The sequence below is a fragment of the Belliella pelovolcani genome (genome assembly GCF_900156785.1).
In the GTDB taxonomy this organism is placed as follows: domain Bacteria; phylum Bacteroidota; class Bacteroidia; order Cytophagales; family Cyclobacteriaceae; genus Belliella; species Belliella pelovolcani.
Map to the genome: position 1 here is coordinate 405,748 of NZ_FTOP01000003.1, position 16,999 is coordinate 422,746.

16 protein-coding genes, 1 tRNA gene and 1 pseudogene are annotated in these 16,999 nt (G+C 37.8%); 10 read left to right on the forward strand and 8 right to left on the reverse strand.

Going from position 1 to position 16,999, the window contains the following annotated elements:
* Window positions 1-131: 131 nt before the first annotated feature.
* The 3 genes from BW935_RS18865 to BW935_RS05915 form a co-directional block, all read right to left on the reverse strand.
* Window positions 132-431, reverse strand: coding sequence for a GIY-YIG nuclease family protein (locus BW935_RS18865; protein WP_076499392.1), 300 nt, complete (start codon window positions 429-431; stop codon window positions 132-134).
* Window positions 432-539: 108 nt separating this feature from the next.
* Window positions 540-839 carry a GIY-YIG nuclease family protein gene (locus BW935_RS05910; protein WP_076499394.1) on the reverse strand — a complete coding sequence of 100 codons (300 nt, stop codon included), beginning with the start codon at window positions 837-839 and terminating at the stop codon, window positions 540-542.
* A gap of 43 nt (window positions 840-882) precedes the next feature.
* Window positions 883-956 (reverse strand) — tRNA-Ile (locus BW935_RS05915).
* A 295-nt stretch (window positions 957-1,251) separates the two neighbouring features.
* Here BW935_RS05915 and BW935_RS05920 point away from each other — a divergent pair.
* The 7 genes from BW935_RS05920 to BW935_RS05950 all read left to right on the forward strand — a co-directional run bounded on the left by BW935_RS05920 (window position 1,252) and on the right by BW935_RS05950 (window position 7,583).
* Window positions 1,252-1,884 (forward strand): HAD family hydrolase, encoded by a 633-nt coding sequence (locus tag BW935_RS05920; protein WP_076499396.1) that lies wholly within the window; start codon window positions 1,252-1,254, stop codon window positions 1,882-1,884.
* On the forward strand, window positions 1,874-2,989 hold the full coding sequence (locus BW935_RS05925; RefSeq protein ID WP_076499398.1) for a site-2 protease family protein: 1,116 nt from the start codon (window positions 1,874-1,876) through the stop codon (window positions 2,987-2,989). The genes BW935_RS05920 and BW935_RS05925 overlap by 11 nt, the downstream gene beginning before the upstream one ends.
* A gap of 160 nt (window positions 2,990-3,149) precedes the next feature.
* A complete protein-coding gene (locus BW935_RS05930; protein WP_076499400.1) occupies window positions 3,150-5,045 on the forward strand; it encodes a tetratricopeptide repeat-containing sensor histidine kinase in 1,896 nt (631 codons plus the stop codon).
* Window positions 5,046-5,090: 45 nt separating this feature from the next.
* On the forward strand, window positions 5,091-6,029 hold the full coding sequence (locus BW935_RS05935; protein ID WP_076499402.1) for a 2-hydroxyacid dehydrogenase: 939 nt from the start codon (window positions 5,091-5,093) through the stop codon (window positions 6,027-6,029).
* A 227-nt stretch (window positions 6,030-6,256) separates the two neighbouring features.
* A complete protein-coding gene (gene greA / locus BW935_RS05940; RefSeq protein ID WP_076499404.1) occupies window positions 6,257-6,730 on the forward strand; it encodes a transcription elongation factor GreA in 474 nt (157 codons plus the stop codon).
* A 49-nt stretch (window positions 6,731-6,779) separates the two neighbouring features.
* Window positions 6,780-7,172, forward strand: coding sequence for an HIT family protein (locus tag BW935_RS05945; protein WP_076499406.1), 393 nt, complete (start codon window positions 6,780-6,782; stop codon window positions 7,170-7,172).
* Between the two features lie 30 nt (window positions 7,173-7,202).
* Entirely contained in the window at window positions 7,203-7,583 is a 381-nt protein-coding gene (locus BW935_RS05950) for a hypothetical protein (RefSeq protein ID WP_076499408.1), read from the forward strand.
* Between the two features lie 231 nt (window positions 7,584-7,814).
* On the opposite strand, the gene BW935_RS05955 is transcribed toward BW935_RS05950, so the two are convergent.
* Window positions 7,815-8,360 carry a cupin domain-containing protein gene (locus tag BW935_RS05955; protein ID WP_076499410.1) on the reverse strand — a complete coding sequence of 182 codons (546 nt, stop codon included), beginning with the start codon at window positions 8,358-8,360 and terminating at the stop codon, window positions 7,815-7,817.
* 100 nt (window positions 8,361-8,460) lie between these two features.
* Between BW935_RS05955 and BW935_RS05960 the strand changes: the two genes are divergently transcribed.
* Together BW935_RS05960 and BW935_RS05965 are read left to right on the forward strand one after the other, a co-directional pair.
* Window positions 8,461-9,369, forward strand: a complete 909-nt coding sequence (locus tag BW935_RS05960; RefSeq protein WP_076499412.1) for a DUF1684 domain-containing protein — start codon at window positions 8,461-8,463, stop codon at window positions 9,367-9,369.
* Window positions 9,370-9,515: 146 nt separating this feature from the next.
* On the forward strand, window positions 9,516-10,700 hold the full coding sequence (locus tag BW935_RS05965) for a DUF4221 family protein (protein ID WP_175606642.1): 1,185 nt from the start codon (window positions 9,516-9,518) through the stop codon (window positions 10,698-10,700).
* Window positions 10,701-10,935: 235 nt separating this feature from the next.
* Here the strand turns inward: BW935_RS05965 and BW935_RS05970 are convergent, their stop codons facing one another.
* The 4 genes and pseudogenes from BW935_RS05970 to BW935_RS05990 form a co-directional block, all read right to left on the reverse strand.
* Complete coding sequence (locus BW935_RS05970; RefSeq protein ID WP_076499416.1) at window positions 10,936-11,370, reverse strand: hypothetical protein; 435 nt, start codon at window positions 11,368-11,370, stop codon at window positions 10,936-10,938.
* Between the two features lie 441 nt (window positions 11,371-11,811).
* Window positions 11,812-12,999: a class I SAM-dependent rRNA methyltransferase gene (locus BW935_RS05980; protein ID WP_076499420.1), complete on the reverse strand. Its 1,188-nt coding sequence runs from the start codon at window positions 12,997-12,999 to the stop codon at window positions 11,812-11,814.
* A pseudogene (locus tag BW935_RS05985) lies at window positions 12,992-14,335 on the reverse strand (sodium:solute symporter family protein). The gene BW935_RS05980 and the pseudogene BW935_RS05985 overlap by 8 nt, the downstream one beginning before the upstream one ends.
* A 172-nt stretch (window positions 14,336-14,507) precedes the next feature.
* Complete coding sequence (locus BW935_RS05990) at window positions 14,508-16,121, reverse strand: ABC-F family ATP-binding cassette domain-containing protein (RefSeq protein ID WP_076499422.1); 1,614 nt, start codon at window positions 16,119-16,121, stop codon at window positions 14,508-14,510.
* 185 nt (window positions 16,122-16,306) lie between these two features.
* Between BW935_RS05990 and BW935_RS05995 the strand changes: the two genes are divergently transcribed.
* Window positions 16,307-16,888, forward strand: coding sequence for a Crp/Fnr family transcriptional regulator (locus BW935_RS05995; RefSeq protein ID WP_175606643.1), 582 nt, complete (start codon window positions 16,307-16,309; stop codon window positions 16,886-16,888).
* Window positions 16,889-16,999 lie beyond the last annotated feature (111 nt).

Consider the following 16,999-nt stretch of genomic DNA (forward strand, 5'->3'; position numbering starts at 1 on the left):
AAAATGTAAACAATGGTATTCATTGGTCTAAAAATAAAGAAAGCCGAGGAAAAATCCTCAGCTTTGTGGGCCCAGCTGGGCTCTCCCGAAGCCTCGGGACAGCGGCCTCCTGCCCCGAAGCTTCGGGGGAGTCAGAAGCTCTTGAATTTGTTTAGAATACTTTCATATTTTACTTTATCCTCTTTTAGACTTTTAATAAACTTGGAGGATTTCATTCTTTTAATAAATAGCTCTAGCTGTCTTCCTTGGCTATAATTTAATACTTCAAAAGAAAGATAAAGCTTCCAATCATCAGCTTTTTGAGTGAAGTTTTTCTTAGAATATTTCTTTTTTAAATGGTTGTTAATTTTTTCCTCTAATGATAAAGTGGTGAGACCAATATAAAATCTATTTAGCTTCTCAAAATATAATATATAGACAAAGGTCTTCATGTCAATAAAAATAAAAAAAGCCGAGGAAAAATCCTCGGCTTTGTGGGCCCAGCTGGGCTCTCCCGAAGCCTCGGGACAGCGGCCTCCTGCCCCGAAGCTTCGGGGGAGTCAGAAGCTCTTGAATTTGTTTAGAATACTTTCATATTTTACTTTATCCTCTTTTAGACTTTTAATAAACTTAGAGGATTTCATTCTTTTAATAAATAGCTCTAGCTGTCTTCCTTGGCTATAATTTAATACTTCAAAAGAAAGATAAAGCTTCCAATCATCAGCTTTTTGAGTAAAGTTCAATTTAGCGTATTTCTTTTTTAAATGATTTTCAATTCTTTCTTCCACGGACAAAGTGGTGAGACCAATATAAAATCTATTTAGCTTCTCAGAATATAATATATAGACAAAGGTCTTCATGTCAATAAAAATAAAAAAAGCCGAGGAAAAATCCTCGGCTTTGTGGGCCCAGCTGGGCTCGAACCAGCGACCTCCTGATTATGAGTCAGAAGCTCTAACCAACTGAGCTATAGGCCCCCTTTTTTTAATCTTTTTTCTTCGACTTCCTGCCCCGATGCTTCGGGGGAGTCAGAAGCTCTAACCAACTGAGCTATAGGCCCCCTTTTTTAATCTTTTTTCTTCGACCTCCTGCCCCGATGCTTCGGGGGAGTCAGAAGCTCTAACCAATTTGATATTTTGGCTATGAAGATTTTTTTCTTGCCTTTTACTTTTTAAAAGGAAAACCTTTTTTCAATCAATTCAAACTTGAATCACCTTGCAAATCGGAGTGCAATGTTACATATTTGAACTTAAATTTACAACTTGGTTCTACATGAAAAACCTTACAAATATAGATTTTTTACTCTTTGATTTGGGAAATGTAATTATCAATATTGATTACTCCTTTACTATCAATGAATTAAAAAACAGACTTCCTGAAGATAAGCATGGTCTAACTGAAACATTTTACCCTGCAAAATTTCATAAAGATTACGAAAAGGGGCTTATCGACACATCTCAATTTAGAAATGAAGTTAAAAATCATTTTGAGGTAGACTGGTCAAATGATGAAATTGATTTCCTTTGGAACAGTCTATTGAAGGATATCCCCACTGAACGGATTGACTTGATTCGGAATTTGAGCGGAAGATTCCAGTTGGGTGTATTGAGTAACACCAATGAATTACATATTCAAGCACTTGATCAAATTCTTGAAAGGGATTTTCAGATCCCTTCATTGAACCCATTGTTCGATCATGTTTTTTATAGCCATGACCTAAATCTAGCAAAACCTGATCCAGCTATCTATGAAAAAGTGATTGAGCTGATTGGTGTGAGCCCTGAAAAGATTTTGTTTTTTGATGACCTGAAAGAGAACCTTCTAGGCGCTGAGCAGGTTGGTTATCAGACATATCATATTGATCACCCAAAAGCTTTAATACACTTTTTCAAAGATGTACAGTAAAAAAGAATACCTCCGACATAGTTTACTTCTTTTATTGACACTTGTTGCCACCACTTTTGCTGGGGGAGAATGGCTATTTGGTAGAAGTATCCTTGGAAAAGAGGAACAATTTCTCAATTGGGAGTACTTTCTCAAGTCCCTACACTTCTCGATTCCATTTATTGGAATACTCTTCGTCCATGAAATGGGTCATTTGCTTACCTCTATTCATTATAAAGTTAAGTCATCTTTACCCTATTTTATCCCTGCTTGGCTGGGCTTCTTGGGATCACCCTCGATCGGTACTTTTGGTGCGGTAATCAGACTGAAAAGCTTTATCAATAGTAGAAAAAAATATTTTGATATAGGGGTAGCAGGCCCCTTGGCTGGTTTCATTATTGCTCTTGGAGTTTTGGTTTATGGTTTTACCAATCTACCTGACGCTGATTATATCTATGAAATTCACCCCGAATACCTTGATCCAAATTTTCAAGGACACAATGCCGAAGATGGGTATTTGAGCATAGATATAGGGTATAATTTACTCTTTTATACCTTGGAAAAGACCTTAGCCGACCCAGAGAAAATGCCTGTTATGTCTGAAATCATTCATTACCCATATCTCTTTGCAGGTTACTTAGCGCTTTTTTTCACTGCATTGAATTTGCTTCCTATTGGACAGTTGGATGGGGGGCATGTTATTTTTGGTTTATTTCCCAAACACCATCTTTATATCTCTATTGGAGCATATATGGCGTTCATTACCTATGCAGGCCTTGGTCTGATCAGCCCATATGAAGATATCAATACTTTGATGTGGGCTATACCTTTATACACTGGTTTTCTATATATCTGCTTTAGAAGGGCGCCCATTACAACCCAAAGCAAATGGACTATTGTATTGAGTATTGCGGCTTTTCAGTATTTGTTGGTGGCATTATACCCTGGACTTCAAGGTTATTCAGGTTGGCTTTTATTTGCACTCCTTCTGGGGAGGTTTATGGGGTTACAGCATCCAGAAGTTTCTGGTCTTAAGCCTTTGGACAATAACAGGAAAGTCATCGCTTGGATAGCCATGCTGATATTCTTCCTTTGTTTCACTCCACAGCCTTTTCAGATAAGTTAAGTATAGAAATCTTTTGATATTAAGTTTAATCTCCAGACTCTAAATTTACATTTTATCTCATTCCAAATGTTTAATTACCTTTCAACAACCTTTTTAATTGATATCCAATCCAATTACCTAATTTTAAGGGTCAAAACTCAATAAAATAATTCCCAACTGAATGTCATTGTTTGTAAATTTAGTTTTTGGACTGCTCTTATTCAACTCACCAAGTGATCCATTGGATAAGACCTACTTTATTCAAGACTTTCGAAACCTTAATTCCAAAGAGGCGATTGATGAATTGAATAATCATGCTTTCAATTTGAAAGGAAGCTATCCCGATTCCTTGTTGATTTATGCTACCAATACATTGAAAGCTAGCCAAGAACTCAATTACCAATTAGGTATCGCTCAGAGTTATACCAATTTCGGAGTTTATCATTATCAAAAGTCTAACAACGGTACCGCCATAGATTATTACCTCAAAGCAAAGGAGATTTATGATCAGCTACAACTCACTTCCAAGTCTGCCAGCACTAGCAATAATATTGGATTGATCTATTTTAGGGAAAAAGACTATAAAAAAGCCCTAGAATATCACCAACAAGCAATCGACCTGACAGAAAAGGAAGATAATTTTTTGAACCGGGCTAATTATAAACTCAATAAAGCCTTAGCAGTCAATTTTGTAGAATCATTTGATCAAGCGCTTCCCATTTACTATGAAGCAATTAGAGATCTCGAGCAAACAAATGACTATGGCTACCTTTCCAATGCTTATTTAAATTTGGGTAATCGATTTGGAGCAAACGGTAAATTGGACTCAGTAAAGAAGTACTTTGATAAGGGTTTACGCTTCGCTGAAATGACCACTGATTTTGAGTCCTTATCTTATGCCTATTCAAGCCAAATCAAATACTTTGTCGCAACCGACAACCCCAAGGAGGCTTTAGGCTTTGCTGAAAAATCCTTGTCCAATGCTTTGAAGTCTGGAGTCATTTCGAATATTTCTGATGCTTACATTACAGTGTCCCAACTTCAAGAAAGTTTGGGAAATATCGACGGAGCGCTTGAAAACTTGAAAAACCATTATACCTACAAGGATTCGTTGAGGCAAAAAGAACAAACTTTGGAAATTGCCAGAATAGAAGGTAACAAATTACTGGAACGAGAAAAGGCTATTTTTGACCTAGAATTGAAAACAAAAGAAAAAAGCAATCAACAAAAACTTTTGATCATTGCGCTCCTTTTTGTTCTTTTTCTCACCACAGTCATTCTTTTTATCATGGTGAAAAGAAATCTCAACAAGTCAAAAAAGCAATATCAACTTTTGAAAGCTAAAAACAAGGAAATCAAAGAGCTCGTCAAGAATCTGAAGAGCATGAATGATCACCAGAATCAGATATTCAGCATAATCGGACACGACCTAAGCGGCCCTGTCAAATCCCTCGAGGCGGTGATGGAACTGATCAATGAAAAGCAACTCGATTCAGATGATCTAAGTGAAATAATGCCACACCTAAGCTTAGAGATCAAAAGAGCGGGAATCACATTGGAAAACCTACTCCATTGGGCAATCAGTCAAAAAGAAGGGGAGAGCATCAATCCTGATCATTTCAATCTAAGACTCCTCTTCGAAGAAATCACCAACTCCTTGCAGTATGCTATAGATCACAAAAAACATCAGGTTAAAATTGAGGTTGATAGTAGCCTAAAGCTCTATGCTGACAAACAAATGGTTCAAATAGCATTACGCAATATCCTATCCAATGCCATCAAGTTTACCAAAAAAGAAGGTTTAATTGTTTGTACAGCAAAAGTAGATCGTGAAAAGATAAAGATTTGCATAGAAGATAATGGAATAGGGATTAGCGCAGCCAACCTTGCAAAGTTGGAGGAAAATAACCTAGTTTCAAGCTTTGGTACCAATCAGGAAAAAGGTACAGGCTTAGGTATTGCACTGTGTAAGCGGTATGTAGAAAAAAACAATGGTCAAATGGAAATATCTAGCAAAGTAAACCAAGGAACCAAAATCTGCCTATCCTTCCCAATAACCTATAACCCAAACAACTAATCCCCAATAACCAATAACCCAATCAACTAATCCCTAACTCTCCCCATGTCCACCAAAAAGCAAATCCTAATAATCGATGAAATGCACCCTTCCATCATTCCATTGTTAGAAGATGCGGGTTACCATGTTGATTACCGACCAGAGATCCAAAGAGCAGCAATCATGGAGCTGATCTCTCAGTACCATGGGTTGATCATCAGGTCTAAGACACCCATGGACAGGCCACTTTTGGAAAGAGCGACTAACTTACAATTCATCGGTAGAGCTGGAGCGGGGCTGGATCAAATAGACCTCGATTATTTGGCTGAGAGTGGTATCCAATTACACAATGCTCCTGAGGGTAACAGAGATGCTGTTGGTGAACACGCTATTGGCGCATTACTATCGCTTTTTAATCATATCAAAAAAGCCGACTTAGAAGTAAGAAAAGGTATATGGGATAGAGAAGGCAATAGAGGTGAAGAACTAGCAGGAAAAACTGTAGGGGTGTTCGGTTATGGTAACATGGGGCAAGCTTTTGCTAAAAAATTGGCTGGATTTGATGTCAGAATCTTGGCCTACGACAAATACAAGGAGGGATTTGGTTCAGCAAGCATAGAAGAGTGTTCGTTTGAGCAAATCCAACGGGAAGCTGATATCCTGAGTGTCCACGTCCCGCTGACACCAGAAACACGCGATTTTTTCTCCTTAGACTTATTAAAATCATTCAGCAAACCCATCTATTTGATCAACACAGCAAGGGGAGAAGTCATAAGTTTTGATACGCTCAATCAAGCTTTGGACTTAGGCATCTTAAAGGGGGCCGTATTGGATGTGCTGGAAAATGAAAAGTTCAAGTCCTTCACAGAAGTGCAAAAGCAGGAGTTTCAAAAATTGGCAAATCGAGAAAATGTGCTCTTTAGTCCACATATCGCTGGCTGGACATTCCAGTCCTACGAAAAAATCAACCAGGTATTAGTCCACAAAATCAAAAACCATAGCTGATCTTAACTAATCTAATCAATATTCATTTTTACGAATTCTCTTACCCTATACGGTTCACAGTAGTTTGTCGACAGCTTTACAATACAAATAATCCCATGCAATAATATTGCTTTCATTCAGCAATCTTCATATCTTTGTCTCAAACATAACGCAAATGCATAGGAGAAACGGTTTCATTGCTGAGACCGTTCTTTTATTTTTCATAGCCATAGTAAAATTTAAAAAACATGGGAAACATTCAGTATTACACAGAAGAAGGATTGAAGAAGTTGAAGGATGAGCTTCATGACCTCAAAACCAAAGGCAGACAAGACATTGCCAAGCAGATTGCAGAAGCAAGAGACAAGGGAGATTTGAGTGAAAATGCAGAATATGACGCGGCCAAAGACGCTCAAGGCTTACTTGAACTCAAAATCGCCAAACTTGAAGCCGTAGTAGGAAACGCCCGAGTGATGGATAGCTCCAAAATGGATGCTTCCAAAGTGGGAATCCTATCCACTGTGAAAATCAAAAATGTGAAAAATGGCATGACCGTTTCTTACACCTTAGTTTCCGAAGAAGAAGCAGACCTCAAGGCTGGTAAAATTTCCCTAGCTTCTCCATTTGGTAAAGGACTCAATGGTAAAGCAGTAGGTGAGATCGCTCAAATCAATGCGCCAGCAGGTGTATTGGAATTCGAAGTATTGGAAATCACCTATTAAATATTTCTACTCCCGATGGTAATCCCTCGGGATTTTTTATTTTTGGACTATGGCTTCAATATTTACTAAAATCATCAATAGAGAAATCCCCGCAGAAATCATTGCTGAGGATGAAAATTACATTGCTTTTCTAGATATCATGCCCTTATTCAAAGGGCATGTCCTTGTAGTACCCAAGCAGGAGGTTGATTACATTTTCAACCTAGAAGATAATGTCTTAGCAGGACTTCATGTCTTTGCCAAGAAAGTGGCCAAGGCTATAGACAACACCATCAAATGCACCAGAGTAGGGGTGGCTGTAATTGGCCTAGAGGTTCCTCATGTACATGTGCACTTGGTGCCACTTCGCACCATGGATGACATCAACTTCACCCGCCCCAAACTCAAGCTTACTCCTGAAGAGCTAAAAGCAATAGCAGACCAGATTAGAGCTGGGTTTTAATCTTGTTTCGATGATGTAATAATAGTACCTATGAAAATATATGACAGGCAATCTCATAAAACATCTATCTTTATTTTTGGGCTTCAAATAATCCTGGGTGTCTTTGGGCTTGTTAATGACATCACGAATCTTTTTTCCTATGTTCTAATTTTTCTTAGTTTAATAGGAATTTTGGCTGCGTTGTATTTTAAAAAATTTCCATATATTGAAATAGCAGATGGAGAAATTATCAAGCAGGCGCTCTTCAAAAATAAAAGTGTAAAAATAGCTGATATTAAATCATTTGAAAAAATTGAAAACAAATTGATTATCAAGACAGAAAACAAGCAAATTAAAATCTCAAGGGATATAGTAGATGTTTTGGAAATAAGGAAGTTTGAAGAGTATATCAAAAACAAAATAAACCAATAAAGAATCCGCGCAAATCCGCCCAACCCGCATCATCTGCGTTCTATCAAAAATCAGCGACTATCCGCCCAACCAGCGTCATCTGCGTTCCATCAAAAATCAGCGACTATCTGCCCAGTCCGCGTCATCCGCGTTCCATCCTACAATCCGAACCCATCCGTCAAATCCCCTTCATCCGCGTTCCATTAAAATCAGCGACTATCCGTCCAATCCGCGTCATCCGCGTTCTATCTACTACCTACAGTATTTATGGATCAGTTCCTTATCAATTCCCTTATTTTTCACTTTTTTCGCTAAGATATTCCCAAGAGGTTGAAGAATTTTAAAGACAATCCCATGAACTTTGGAATCGTTAAGTTCTCCTAGCCAAAATGCCACACCTAAGTTTTTTGGAATTCCATTTTTGTCAGTCAAACCATCTTGTGCCAATCCATACATGATCCTCAGTGAGTTTTCAAAACCGGTATGACCAGGCGTAATCTTGATATTGAATTTGATTTCATTCTCTTCACTAGGATTAAAAAATCCATGCGCTTCAAGCGGTTTGACAGTATAACTTTCTCCTGGTTTTAATAGCAATGTTTTTCCTTTCAATTTAAGCCCAAGCTCACCTGCTACTGCTGTAAACTTTTCTTCAAAACTGGTATGATGATGCATAGGGTTTCCCCCTTTAGGACTCAAAACCAAGTCTAATTCTGTCAATTCGCCATTGGTTTCTTCACTTGTATTAGTAAAAGTTACTTGATCTTTGAATAGAGGATTGATGATAGTTTTCTTCATATTGCTAAAATTTTAAAAATTTATGATAGTTCAAAATTCAGTGGCGAAAATTTAATATTTGTCCTTATCTTCATCTTGCTTGTATCAAATTCTGGTTTCTATGAGATTAACTTATTTTACGCTTATTTTCTGTTTGTTATTAGTTACAAGTGCCTGTAGAGAAGGTGAAGTAGAAAATTATTTGATCACAAAGGAGAATCACGAAACAGATATAGAAAACTGGTACAACAATCGTATCACATCTCTCAAATCCGAAAATGGTTGGCTCAACCTTGTTGGCTTATATTGGTTTGAAAATGAAAGCAATAGATTGGGGAAAGGTGAAAATGTAGAACTTGAAGTGAAAGATGATTTTTTTCCTGAATCATTCGGGACTTTTGAAGTACTTGGAAATCAAGTTTACTTCAAACCTGACATCAATGGCATAAAAATAGGAGCAGAAGAGATTACTGAAAAAGTACTCGTCTTTGATCCTGATAATAATTTCTCGCCAACAATTACATTTGGGACGTATAGAATGTCTGTATTGCAAAGGTCAGATTTAGTGGGTTTGCGATTGAGAAATGTGGAATCAGGTCTTATTAAGGATTTTCAGGGAATTGATAGGTTTCCAGTGAATATGGAATGGAGATTTGAAGCACGATTTATCCCTTATGAACCCGCCAAAGAAATTCCAATTTCCAATGTGCTAGGACAAACCTACCCTGCGCTTGCTGTTGGTAAAGTGAGTTTTGGATATCAAGGTAGAGTTTACTCCTTAGATGCACTTGAAGAAGGTGATCAGCTCTTTTTGATCTTTGCTGATGGTACAAGTAGCGCAGAAACCTATGGAGGTGGCCGATATCTCTACACGCAAAAAGCTGATGAAAATGGCATCGTGATTTTAGACTTCAATAAAGCCTTTAATCCCCCATGTGTTTTCACTCCCTTTGCTACCTGTCCATTACCACCCAGACAAAACATCCTTGAACTAGCCATAGAAGCAGGAGAGAAGAACTGGGGGAAGTAGGTGTGCTCGCAGATTTCGCAGATTACACAGATTTTGAAATTGAAATTAGATTCGCTATTAGGTGTACAGATGGTTTCAAATTATTATTCATGAAAATTGATTTTGCAAAAAAAAACTAACCTTTACTTTTTAAATTATAAATGATTATGAAAATAAGAAATGTATGTATTGTTGTTCTCGCCTTGATTTTTTCTTGTCAAAGTAAGGTCAGTGAAGATGAAAATAATTCCAAAAAAACATATCTAAGTCATCAAATCGAAGAATTGGTGATAGAACTGAACGACAGTTTGATGAATGATTGTCCTTATTCCTCTCGATATATTTCAGAAGATGGTCAATTGTACTTAGTCGGTTTTAATGAATCATATCATAAGCTTGATATTTTTAATTTGGATCAATCAAAATTCGAATTTGATATTCCATTAGAGAAAGAAGGTCCAAACGCTGTCATTGATCCTTGGGATTTTTATATTGTTAGTTTTGATTCAATCTATTTTTTGGGTAAAGACTCCAAATTAAGTTTGATAAATAAAATGGGTCAAGTTTCTCAAAGTTATAATCTGAACGAGACGGGAGCTAATGGCAGAGAGGCAAATACTATTGGATTTAAAGCTCATCCAATTTTGGCAAAAATCCACTTTGATAGAACTAGTAATATCATATTTTTTGGTGCTTATTCATGGAAATTCCCACCTTTTGATCTAGAATATTTTGATGAACCATTTTTAGCTTTTTTGGACCTCAATAAGGAAAAAATCGAATTGATTCTTTTAGAATATCCTGAGATATATAAAGTTGAAGACAGAAACTTTGGAGAGGCATTTGATCCTAATATCGTTTTTCATGAGGGAAAGATCATCTATTCATTTCCAATCGTGCCGGATATTTTTGTGTATGATATGAAGACTAAGATTGTTGAAAGTTATCCTGCAAAAAGTGATTTGAATAAGATAGATTTATATACTTTGAATAAGGAGGATTATATAGATATTCAAAATCGAATGATCGCTAGAATTGAAAACCCCTACTACTATCATGTAATCCCAGATAATAAAAATGATCTATATTATAGAATTCATACTGCAGGAATCAAATATGATTTAGGAAATGAGGAGTTTGGAAAAGGATCAGATAAATCAGTATATATTCAGATTCTAGATGATGATTTCGACACTATTGAAGAAATAGAGTTGCCTAAAAATACCTATGATGCCTTATCCACTTTTGTTAATAAAGAAGGAGACCTATTGATTCCTAAAACACATTATCTTAATCCTGACTTAAAAGAAGATAAGCTGATCTTTGATAAGTTTATCTTTAAATTTAAATAAAAAAGGGAGCTAGATTCGCTTTTTGAATACAAACCACGAAGTGGTTAAACTATGATTAGCCCTGGGTCGCAACCCGGGAAATAAAATTGATCAAAGAATCAACAACCCTAAAAGGGTTGAATTTCTTTAAGTAGGATTCAGCATAATAAATTAATAATAGCAGTATTAGGTTTCTCCCAAAAAAACACCCAAACAGATCTGCTTGGGTGTCCTAAATTAATTTTTGTATAGCGAATTATCCCAACCAACTTGTCCAAGGGATTCTGCTAAGGATCAAGACCAAGCCAATACCATAAGCCATATAAATCGCTCTGAATCTAGCTTTGCTGTCGGTCATTTTCTTGGCTTTGGAATAACCAATAGTAATCACCACGATGGCGATGATATTGATTACGGGATGCTCTAAGGCTGTAAGCCTAGCGACCTTATCTCCCATTGCACCGCCACCTGTGAGTAGTGAGAAACCTATCGGGCTGACAAAGTAAAGGATTAATCCAACCAAGAGTTGAACATGCGAAAGGATAAAACCAATCAAGGCTATTTTCCTGTGTTTTTCGGTGAATTCCTTCCCACTCAGAGCACCTATCAAAGCGATCACCATGATCACAGCCAATGCTGCCAATACCAAATAGGCCAACCCAGAATGTGCGTGTAATAGTCCTGTGTACATTTTATTTTAGATTTATGATTGTAGATTTAAGATTTTAAAATTACAAGCTTGTTGTAAAGTTGTGTATTCAAATTTTGATGATTCCTTGCACTTTCTTTCAGATGCCACGAAGGCACGAAGGCACAAAGGGATGTTTTGATTTTATAACAGTTATGTAACCCTTCATCCTTCATCCTTTTCAATTTATCCTTCTTCCTTGTTTTCAGATGCCACGAAGGCACGAAGGCACAAAGGTATTTTTTGATTTTATAACAGTTATGTAACCCTTCATCCTTCCCAATTCCTCCTTCATCCCAATTCGTATTTCGATTTTTAATCATGAACTTTGAATTCTGACCAACTCTTCATATATCGCCGAAGGCAAATATCTACTATATATCGCAAAGCATATATCAATCTCTACCCTTCATCCTTCCCAATTCCTCCTTCATCCTTTCCCCTCTATTCCACATACACAACCAATCCTTTCAAATACTCCGTTTCTTGGTGAAAGATATTGATCGGGTGATCTGCTGGTTGGGAAAGATAGTGAAGGATTCTGATATTTCTACCACTTTCCATAGCCGCCGCAGTGATGGTGTTGCCAAATAACTGCTTATCAACTACCTGCGAACAAGAAAATGTAAATAAAATTCCACCGCTTTTGATATGTTTAAATGCCTCAGCATTCAGCCTTTTGTAAGCTTGAACGGCATTGTGTCGTGCCTTCATGTTCTTGGCAAAGGCTGGTGGGTCTAGTACAATAATATCATAGTCCTGCTCGATTTCCCGGATGTATTTGACTACATCAGCGACAATAGACTCATGCTTTCCATGGAAAGCAGCTGCATTGAGTGCCACATTCCTATCAGTCAATTCAATCGCTTTGGCAGAAATGTCTATAGAATGAACCTCCTTTGCGCCAGCTTTCAGTGCCGAAACAGAAAAACCTCCTGAATAGCAGAAGGTATTCAATACCTTCTTTCCTTTACTATACTTGCCTAATAAATGTCTGTTTTCCCTCTGATCTACAAAAAAGCCTGTTTTCTGACCCTTTTCCCAATCAATTTCATAACTACAGCCATATTCTTTCACCATATTCGTCTGTGGTGTACCGAAGATTAACTTATTTTCTATCCCCGTTAAATTCTTTGGTAGGGTTTCGGCAGACTTATCGTAAATAGCCTGTAGCTTGCTTCCATACACCGTCTGCAATGCCTCAGAGATATCGTTTATATGCTGATGCATGCCAATGGAATGCGCTTGAATTACAGCCGTACCATTGTAAAAGTCAATGATCAGTCCTGGTAAACCATCCCCTTCACCATGGATCAAGCGATAGACATTGGTTTCATCATTATCTGTAAGCCCTATGCTTTCTCTGACTGCATAGGCCGACCACACCTTCTTTTCCCAAAATGCCTGATCAACGGCTAGCTCCTCAAAAGAGATCATCCTGACCATAATAGATCCATTTTGAAAATGTCCAATACCTAGGAAATTATCCTTTGCACTATAGACCTGTACCAATTGACCATTCTCAAGTTCCTTGTCTCTCTTGGCAATCGCACCAGAAAAAATCCAATGGTGCTTTCTAAGAATGGAGATTTCTTTGTTTTTAGCTAATATGATTTTAGGATAATCAAGCATGTATTTTTTGTTTTTTCGGGAAGATATTTGTTCCTAGCCACATGGACACCATACTGACCAATAAGGCAGGCACATGCGGATAGATCGGTAATTCCAGATTCAGTAAAGCGATGTAAGCTATCATGCCAAAAACCATTGACATCAGTGCACCCATTTCTGAGGCCTTTTTCCAATACAATCCTGCTGTCAAAGGTACAAATAAACTTACCAACATCAGGATAGAAGCTTCAGCCACCAATTCATAAATGTTCGTTTTCCACTGTGCCATGACAGTAGCTATGATGGCCACAAAAATAATATTGAATCGTAGAATCCATAGGAAGTATTTATCCTGAATTTTCTTGCCTAAATAAGGACGTATCAAATTCTCTGAAATAATAGCAGAAGGTGCCAAAAGCCCAGAACTTGTGGTGCTCATAATGGCTGAAATCAAAGCGCCAAAGAAAAGAATCTGCACATGTAAGCCACTGTGGCGAAGCACCATTTCGGGCAATAGTAACTGCTTGTTGTCAAGATAGATCTCAGGATAAAGATACTTTGCTCCCAAAGCAATAAACAAAGGTAAAAGTCCAATGCTTACATAGAAACCTCCTGCAAGGTAAGTTGAGCGGATAGCTACTGTTTCAGATTTGGAGGCCATCACCCGCTGATAGATGTCCTGACTCGGTATGCTCCCAAGTCCTAAAATCATCCAAGCGCCCAGGTAATTGATCCATGCTATGGGTTTTGATTCAGGGAAAAATTGAAAACTTCCTTCTGGGGCGGATTCCAAAATGGGCATTACACCTCCAGCTTTTTGCGCTACCAAAACAGCCACCCAAATCAACCCCACCACAATCAATGTAGTCTGTATGAAATCAGTGATAGAAATAGCTCACATCCCTCCGAGAAAGGTATAAAACACCACAATCCCAGCGCTGACCATGATGGCATTTGAAATAGAAATATCTGAGATGCTATTGAATATTAAGGCCAATGCGACCAACTGTGCTGCGACATAGCCAAAGTAAGCTGGAATCATAAATACAGCAGCAAAAAACTCAACACGTTTACCAAAGATACGCTTGTACACATCTCCAATCGTCAAAACATTCATCCTATACATTGGACGTAAATAGAAAACGCCGAAAAGGATCAAACAAAGCGCTCCCCCAAATGGATCCTCGATAACTCCTTGAAGACCCGACTCTAAGTATTCTGATGAAGCTCCAAAGATTGTCTCAGAACCAAACCAAGTAGCAAATAAGGCAGAAGCAGACAAAAAAAGCGGCAGCTGCCTGCCCGCCAAAACAAAGTCATTGGAATTTTTGACCAGTTTTGAGGACCAAGCACCCACCGCTACTGTGATGATAAGATATATGATAATCGCTGTGAGAAGCAAGAGGGATTTTAGATATTAGAAGGTAGAATTAAGATTGATTGTACCAAGTAAGAAGTGCAAAGTACCAAGATAACTGGAATAGCTATTACCATCAATTTTTAAATCTTAAATCTAAGATCTAAAATTATCAAGAATACATCTGCGCTCTCAATGCTTTGATCTCCTCGCTTTCGAGGTAATCATCATAAGGCATCCTTCTATCGATGGTTCCCTTAGGAGTGAATTCTATGATTCTATTGGCAGAAGACTGTACGAAAGCATGGTCATAGGAAGTCATCAATACGGTACCATTGAAATCGATGATGGCATTGTTGAATGCTGTGATAGATTCCAAGTCTAAGTGATTGGTAGGTTCATCCATTACCAACAGGTTAGGGTTCTGAAGCATCATCTTGGAGACCATACAACGTACTTTTTCACCACCCGATAACACAGAACATTTCTTTAAAGACTCCTCACCAGTAAAGAGCATTCTTCCTAAGAATGTCCTTACATGAGCTTCTTCCTGATTTTGAGAATACTGTCTCAGCCAATCGATCAGGCTCAGTTCAGACTGAAAATATTTGGAGTTATCATTTGGCAAATAAGCTTTATTGATCGTCACTCCCCACTTGAAAGAACCCTTTTGTACTGGGATCTCCTCCATGATGGTTTGGAAGAATTTCGTTACCGCCTGCTTGGTTTTAGAGATGAAGGCAATTTTGTCGCCCTTGTCTACCATCAGGTTGACATCAGTGAAGTAGATGGCATTCTCGTCTTTCAATTCCAAACTTTCAGTCATGAATACCTGATCTCCTGCTTCTCTTTCTGGCTTGAAGATGATACCAGGATATTTTCTTGTAGAAGGCTGAATATCTTCAATGTTCAATTTCTCAAGCATTTTCTTCCTTGCAGTAGCTTGCTTGGATTTGGCTACATTGGCAGAGAACCTGGCAATAAAATCTTGAAGTTCCTTTCTCTTTTCTTCTGCTTTCTTATTTTGATCAGATTTCTGCTTTGCAGCTAGTTGGGAAGATTCGTACCAGAAGGTATAGTTACCTGAGTAAATTTTGATCTTGCTGAAATCAATATCCACAATATGCGTAGAGACTGCATCCAAGAAATGTCTATCGTGCGATACTACGATCACAAGATTTTTGAAATTGACCAAGAAATCTTCTAACCAATTGATGGTCTCGGAATCCAAGTCATTGGTAGGTTCATCGAGAATAAGAATGTCAGGATTGCCAAAAAGTGCTTGAGCCAGCAATACCCTTACTTTTTGATTACCTGCCAACTCCTTCATTTGCATGTAGTGCAAATCCTCAGAAATACCAAGCCCCGATAGCATTGATGCAGCGTCAGATTCTGCGTTCCATCCGTCCATTTCGGCAAACTCAGCTTCAAGTTCTGAAGCTCTGATCCCATCAGCCTCGGAGAAATCCTCTTTCATGTAGATGGCATCTTTCTCTGCCATGATTTCATATAACTTCTTATGCCCCATGATGACGGTCTTGAGCACTTCTACTTCGTCAAACTCGAAGTGATTCTGCTTCAATACAGCCATTCTCTGACCAGGAGTGATGTTGATTTGGCCAGTAGTACTGTCAATTTCTCCTGAAAGGATTTTTAAGAAAGTGGATTTACCAGCACCATTGGCACCGATTACACCGTAACAGTTGCCTGGAGTGAATTTTAAGTTAACGTCTTCAAAGAGTGTTCTTTTCCCAAACTTAAGGGAGAGGTTATCTACTGAAATCATGGAGTGTCATTTTTTGAAGGTGCAAAGATAATCAAATAATATGAAGGGGTAAACCTTGGATGCCAAACATCTAAGAACTTCTTGAGCTTTCGATAAACCAAAACAGTAATTTATTTTCTCTTGATCTGCTTTGGGAAGTCTTAGTTTTTCACAATTTTTGAATGCCATATGACAATGAAAAATCAATGAATACTAGAAATTTTACTTTTTCAATCAACATCTTGGATCAAATAGTGCCCTTATCTGAGGAATTAAAGACTTTTCTGTCGGATAGAATGAGGCTGGATGTTTTCAAAAAAGGAGTGCATTTAAGCGAGGCAGGGAATATTTGTGAAAGACTTTATGTTTTGAAGAAAGGCTTGGTAAGAGGTTATTTTGTAAGTAAGAAAAAGGAAATCACTACCTGGGTGAGCTGTGAAAATGAATTGGTGACTTCCATATCAGGCTTTTTTCAAAACCAGCCATGTAGAGAAAATATGCAAGCCATCGAAGAAACTATTACTGAAAGTATTTCTTTTGATGATTTAGTTTATTGCAGAGTGACTTTTCCTGAATTTGCAACAATCAATAGGGTTTTATTAGAACAGTATTATATCCATGCAGAAGAGCGAGCTTTTACCGCAAGAATCCCTGGAGCAGCAGAACGATACGACTACTTTGCTAAATCTGGTAATAAACACCTATTACAGCGTGTTCCTCACAAATATTTAGCCTCTTTGTTGGGGGTAAGACCTGAAACTTTAAGCAGAATCATTACGAATTCTTGATAAATGTCAATTTTTTCCTGACTTCGACAGTCGTCAGTCCCATTTAATCGTAAGGCTTTGATAGATAATGTTTTATATTTTTTGATTTTGAATTTGGGTGTCCCAGAGGTA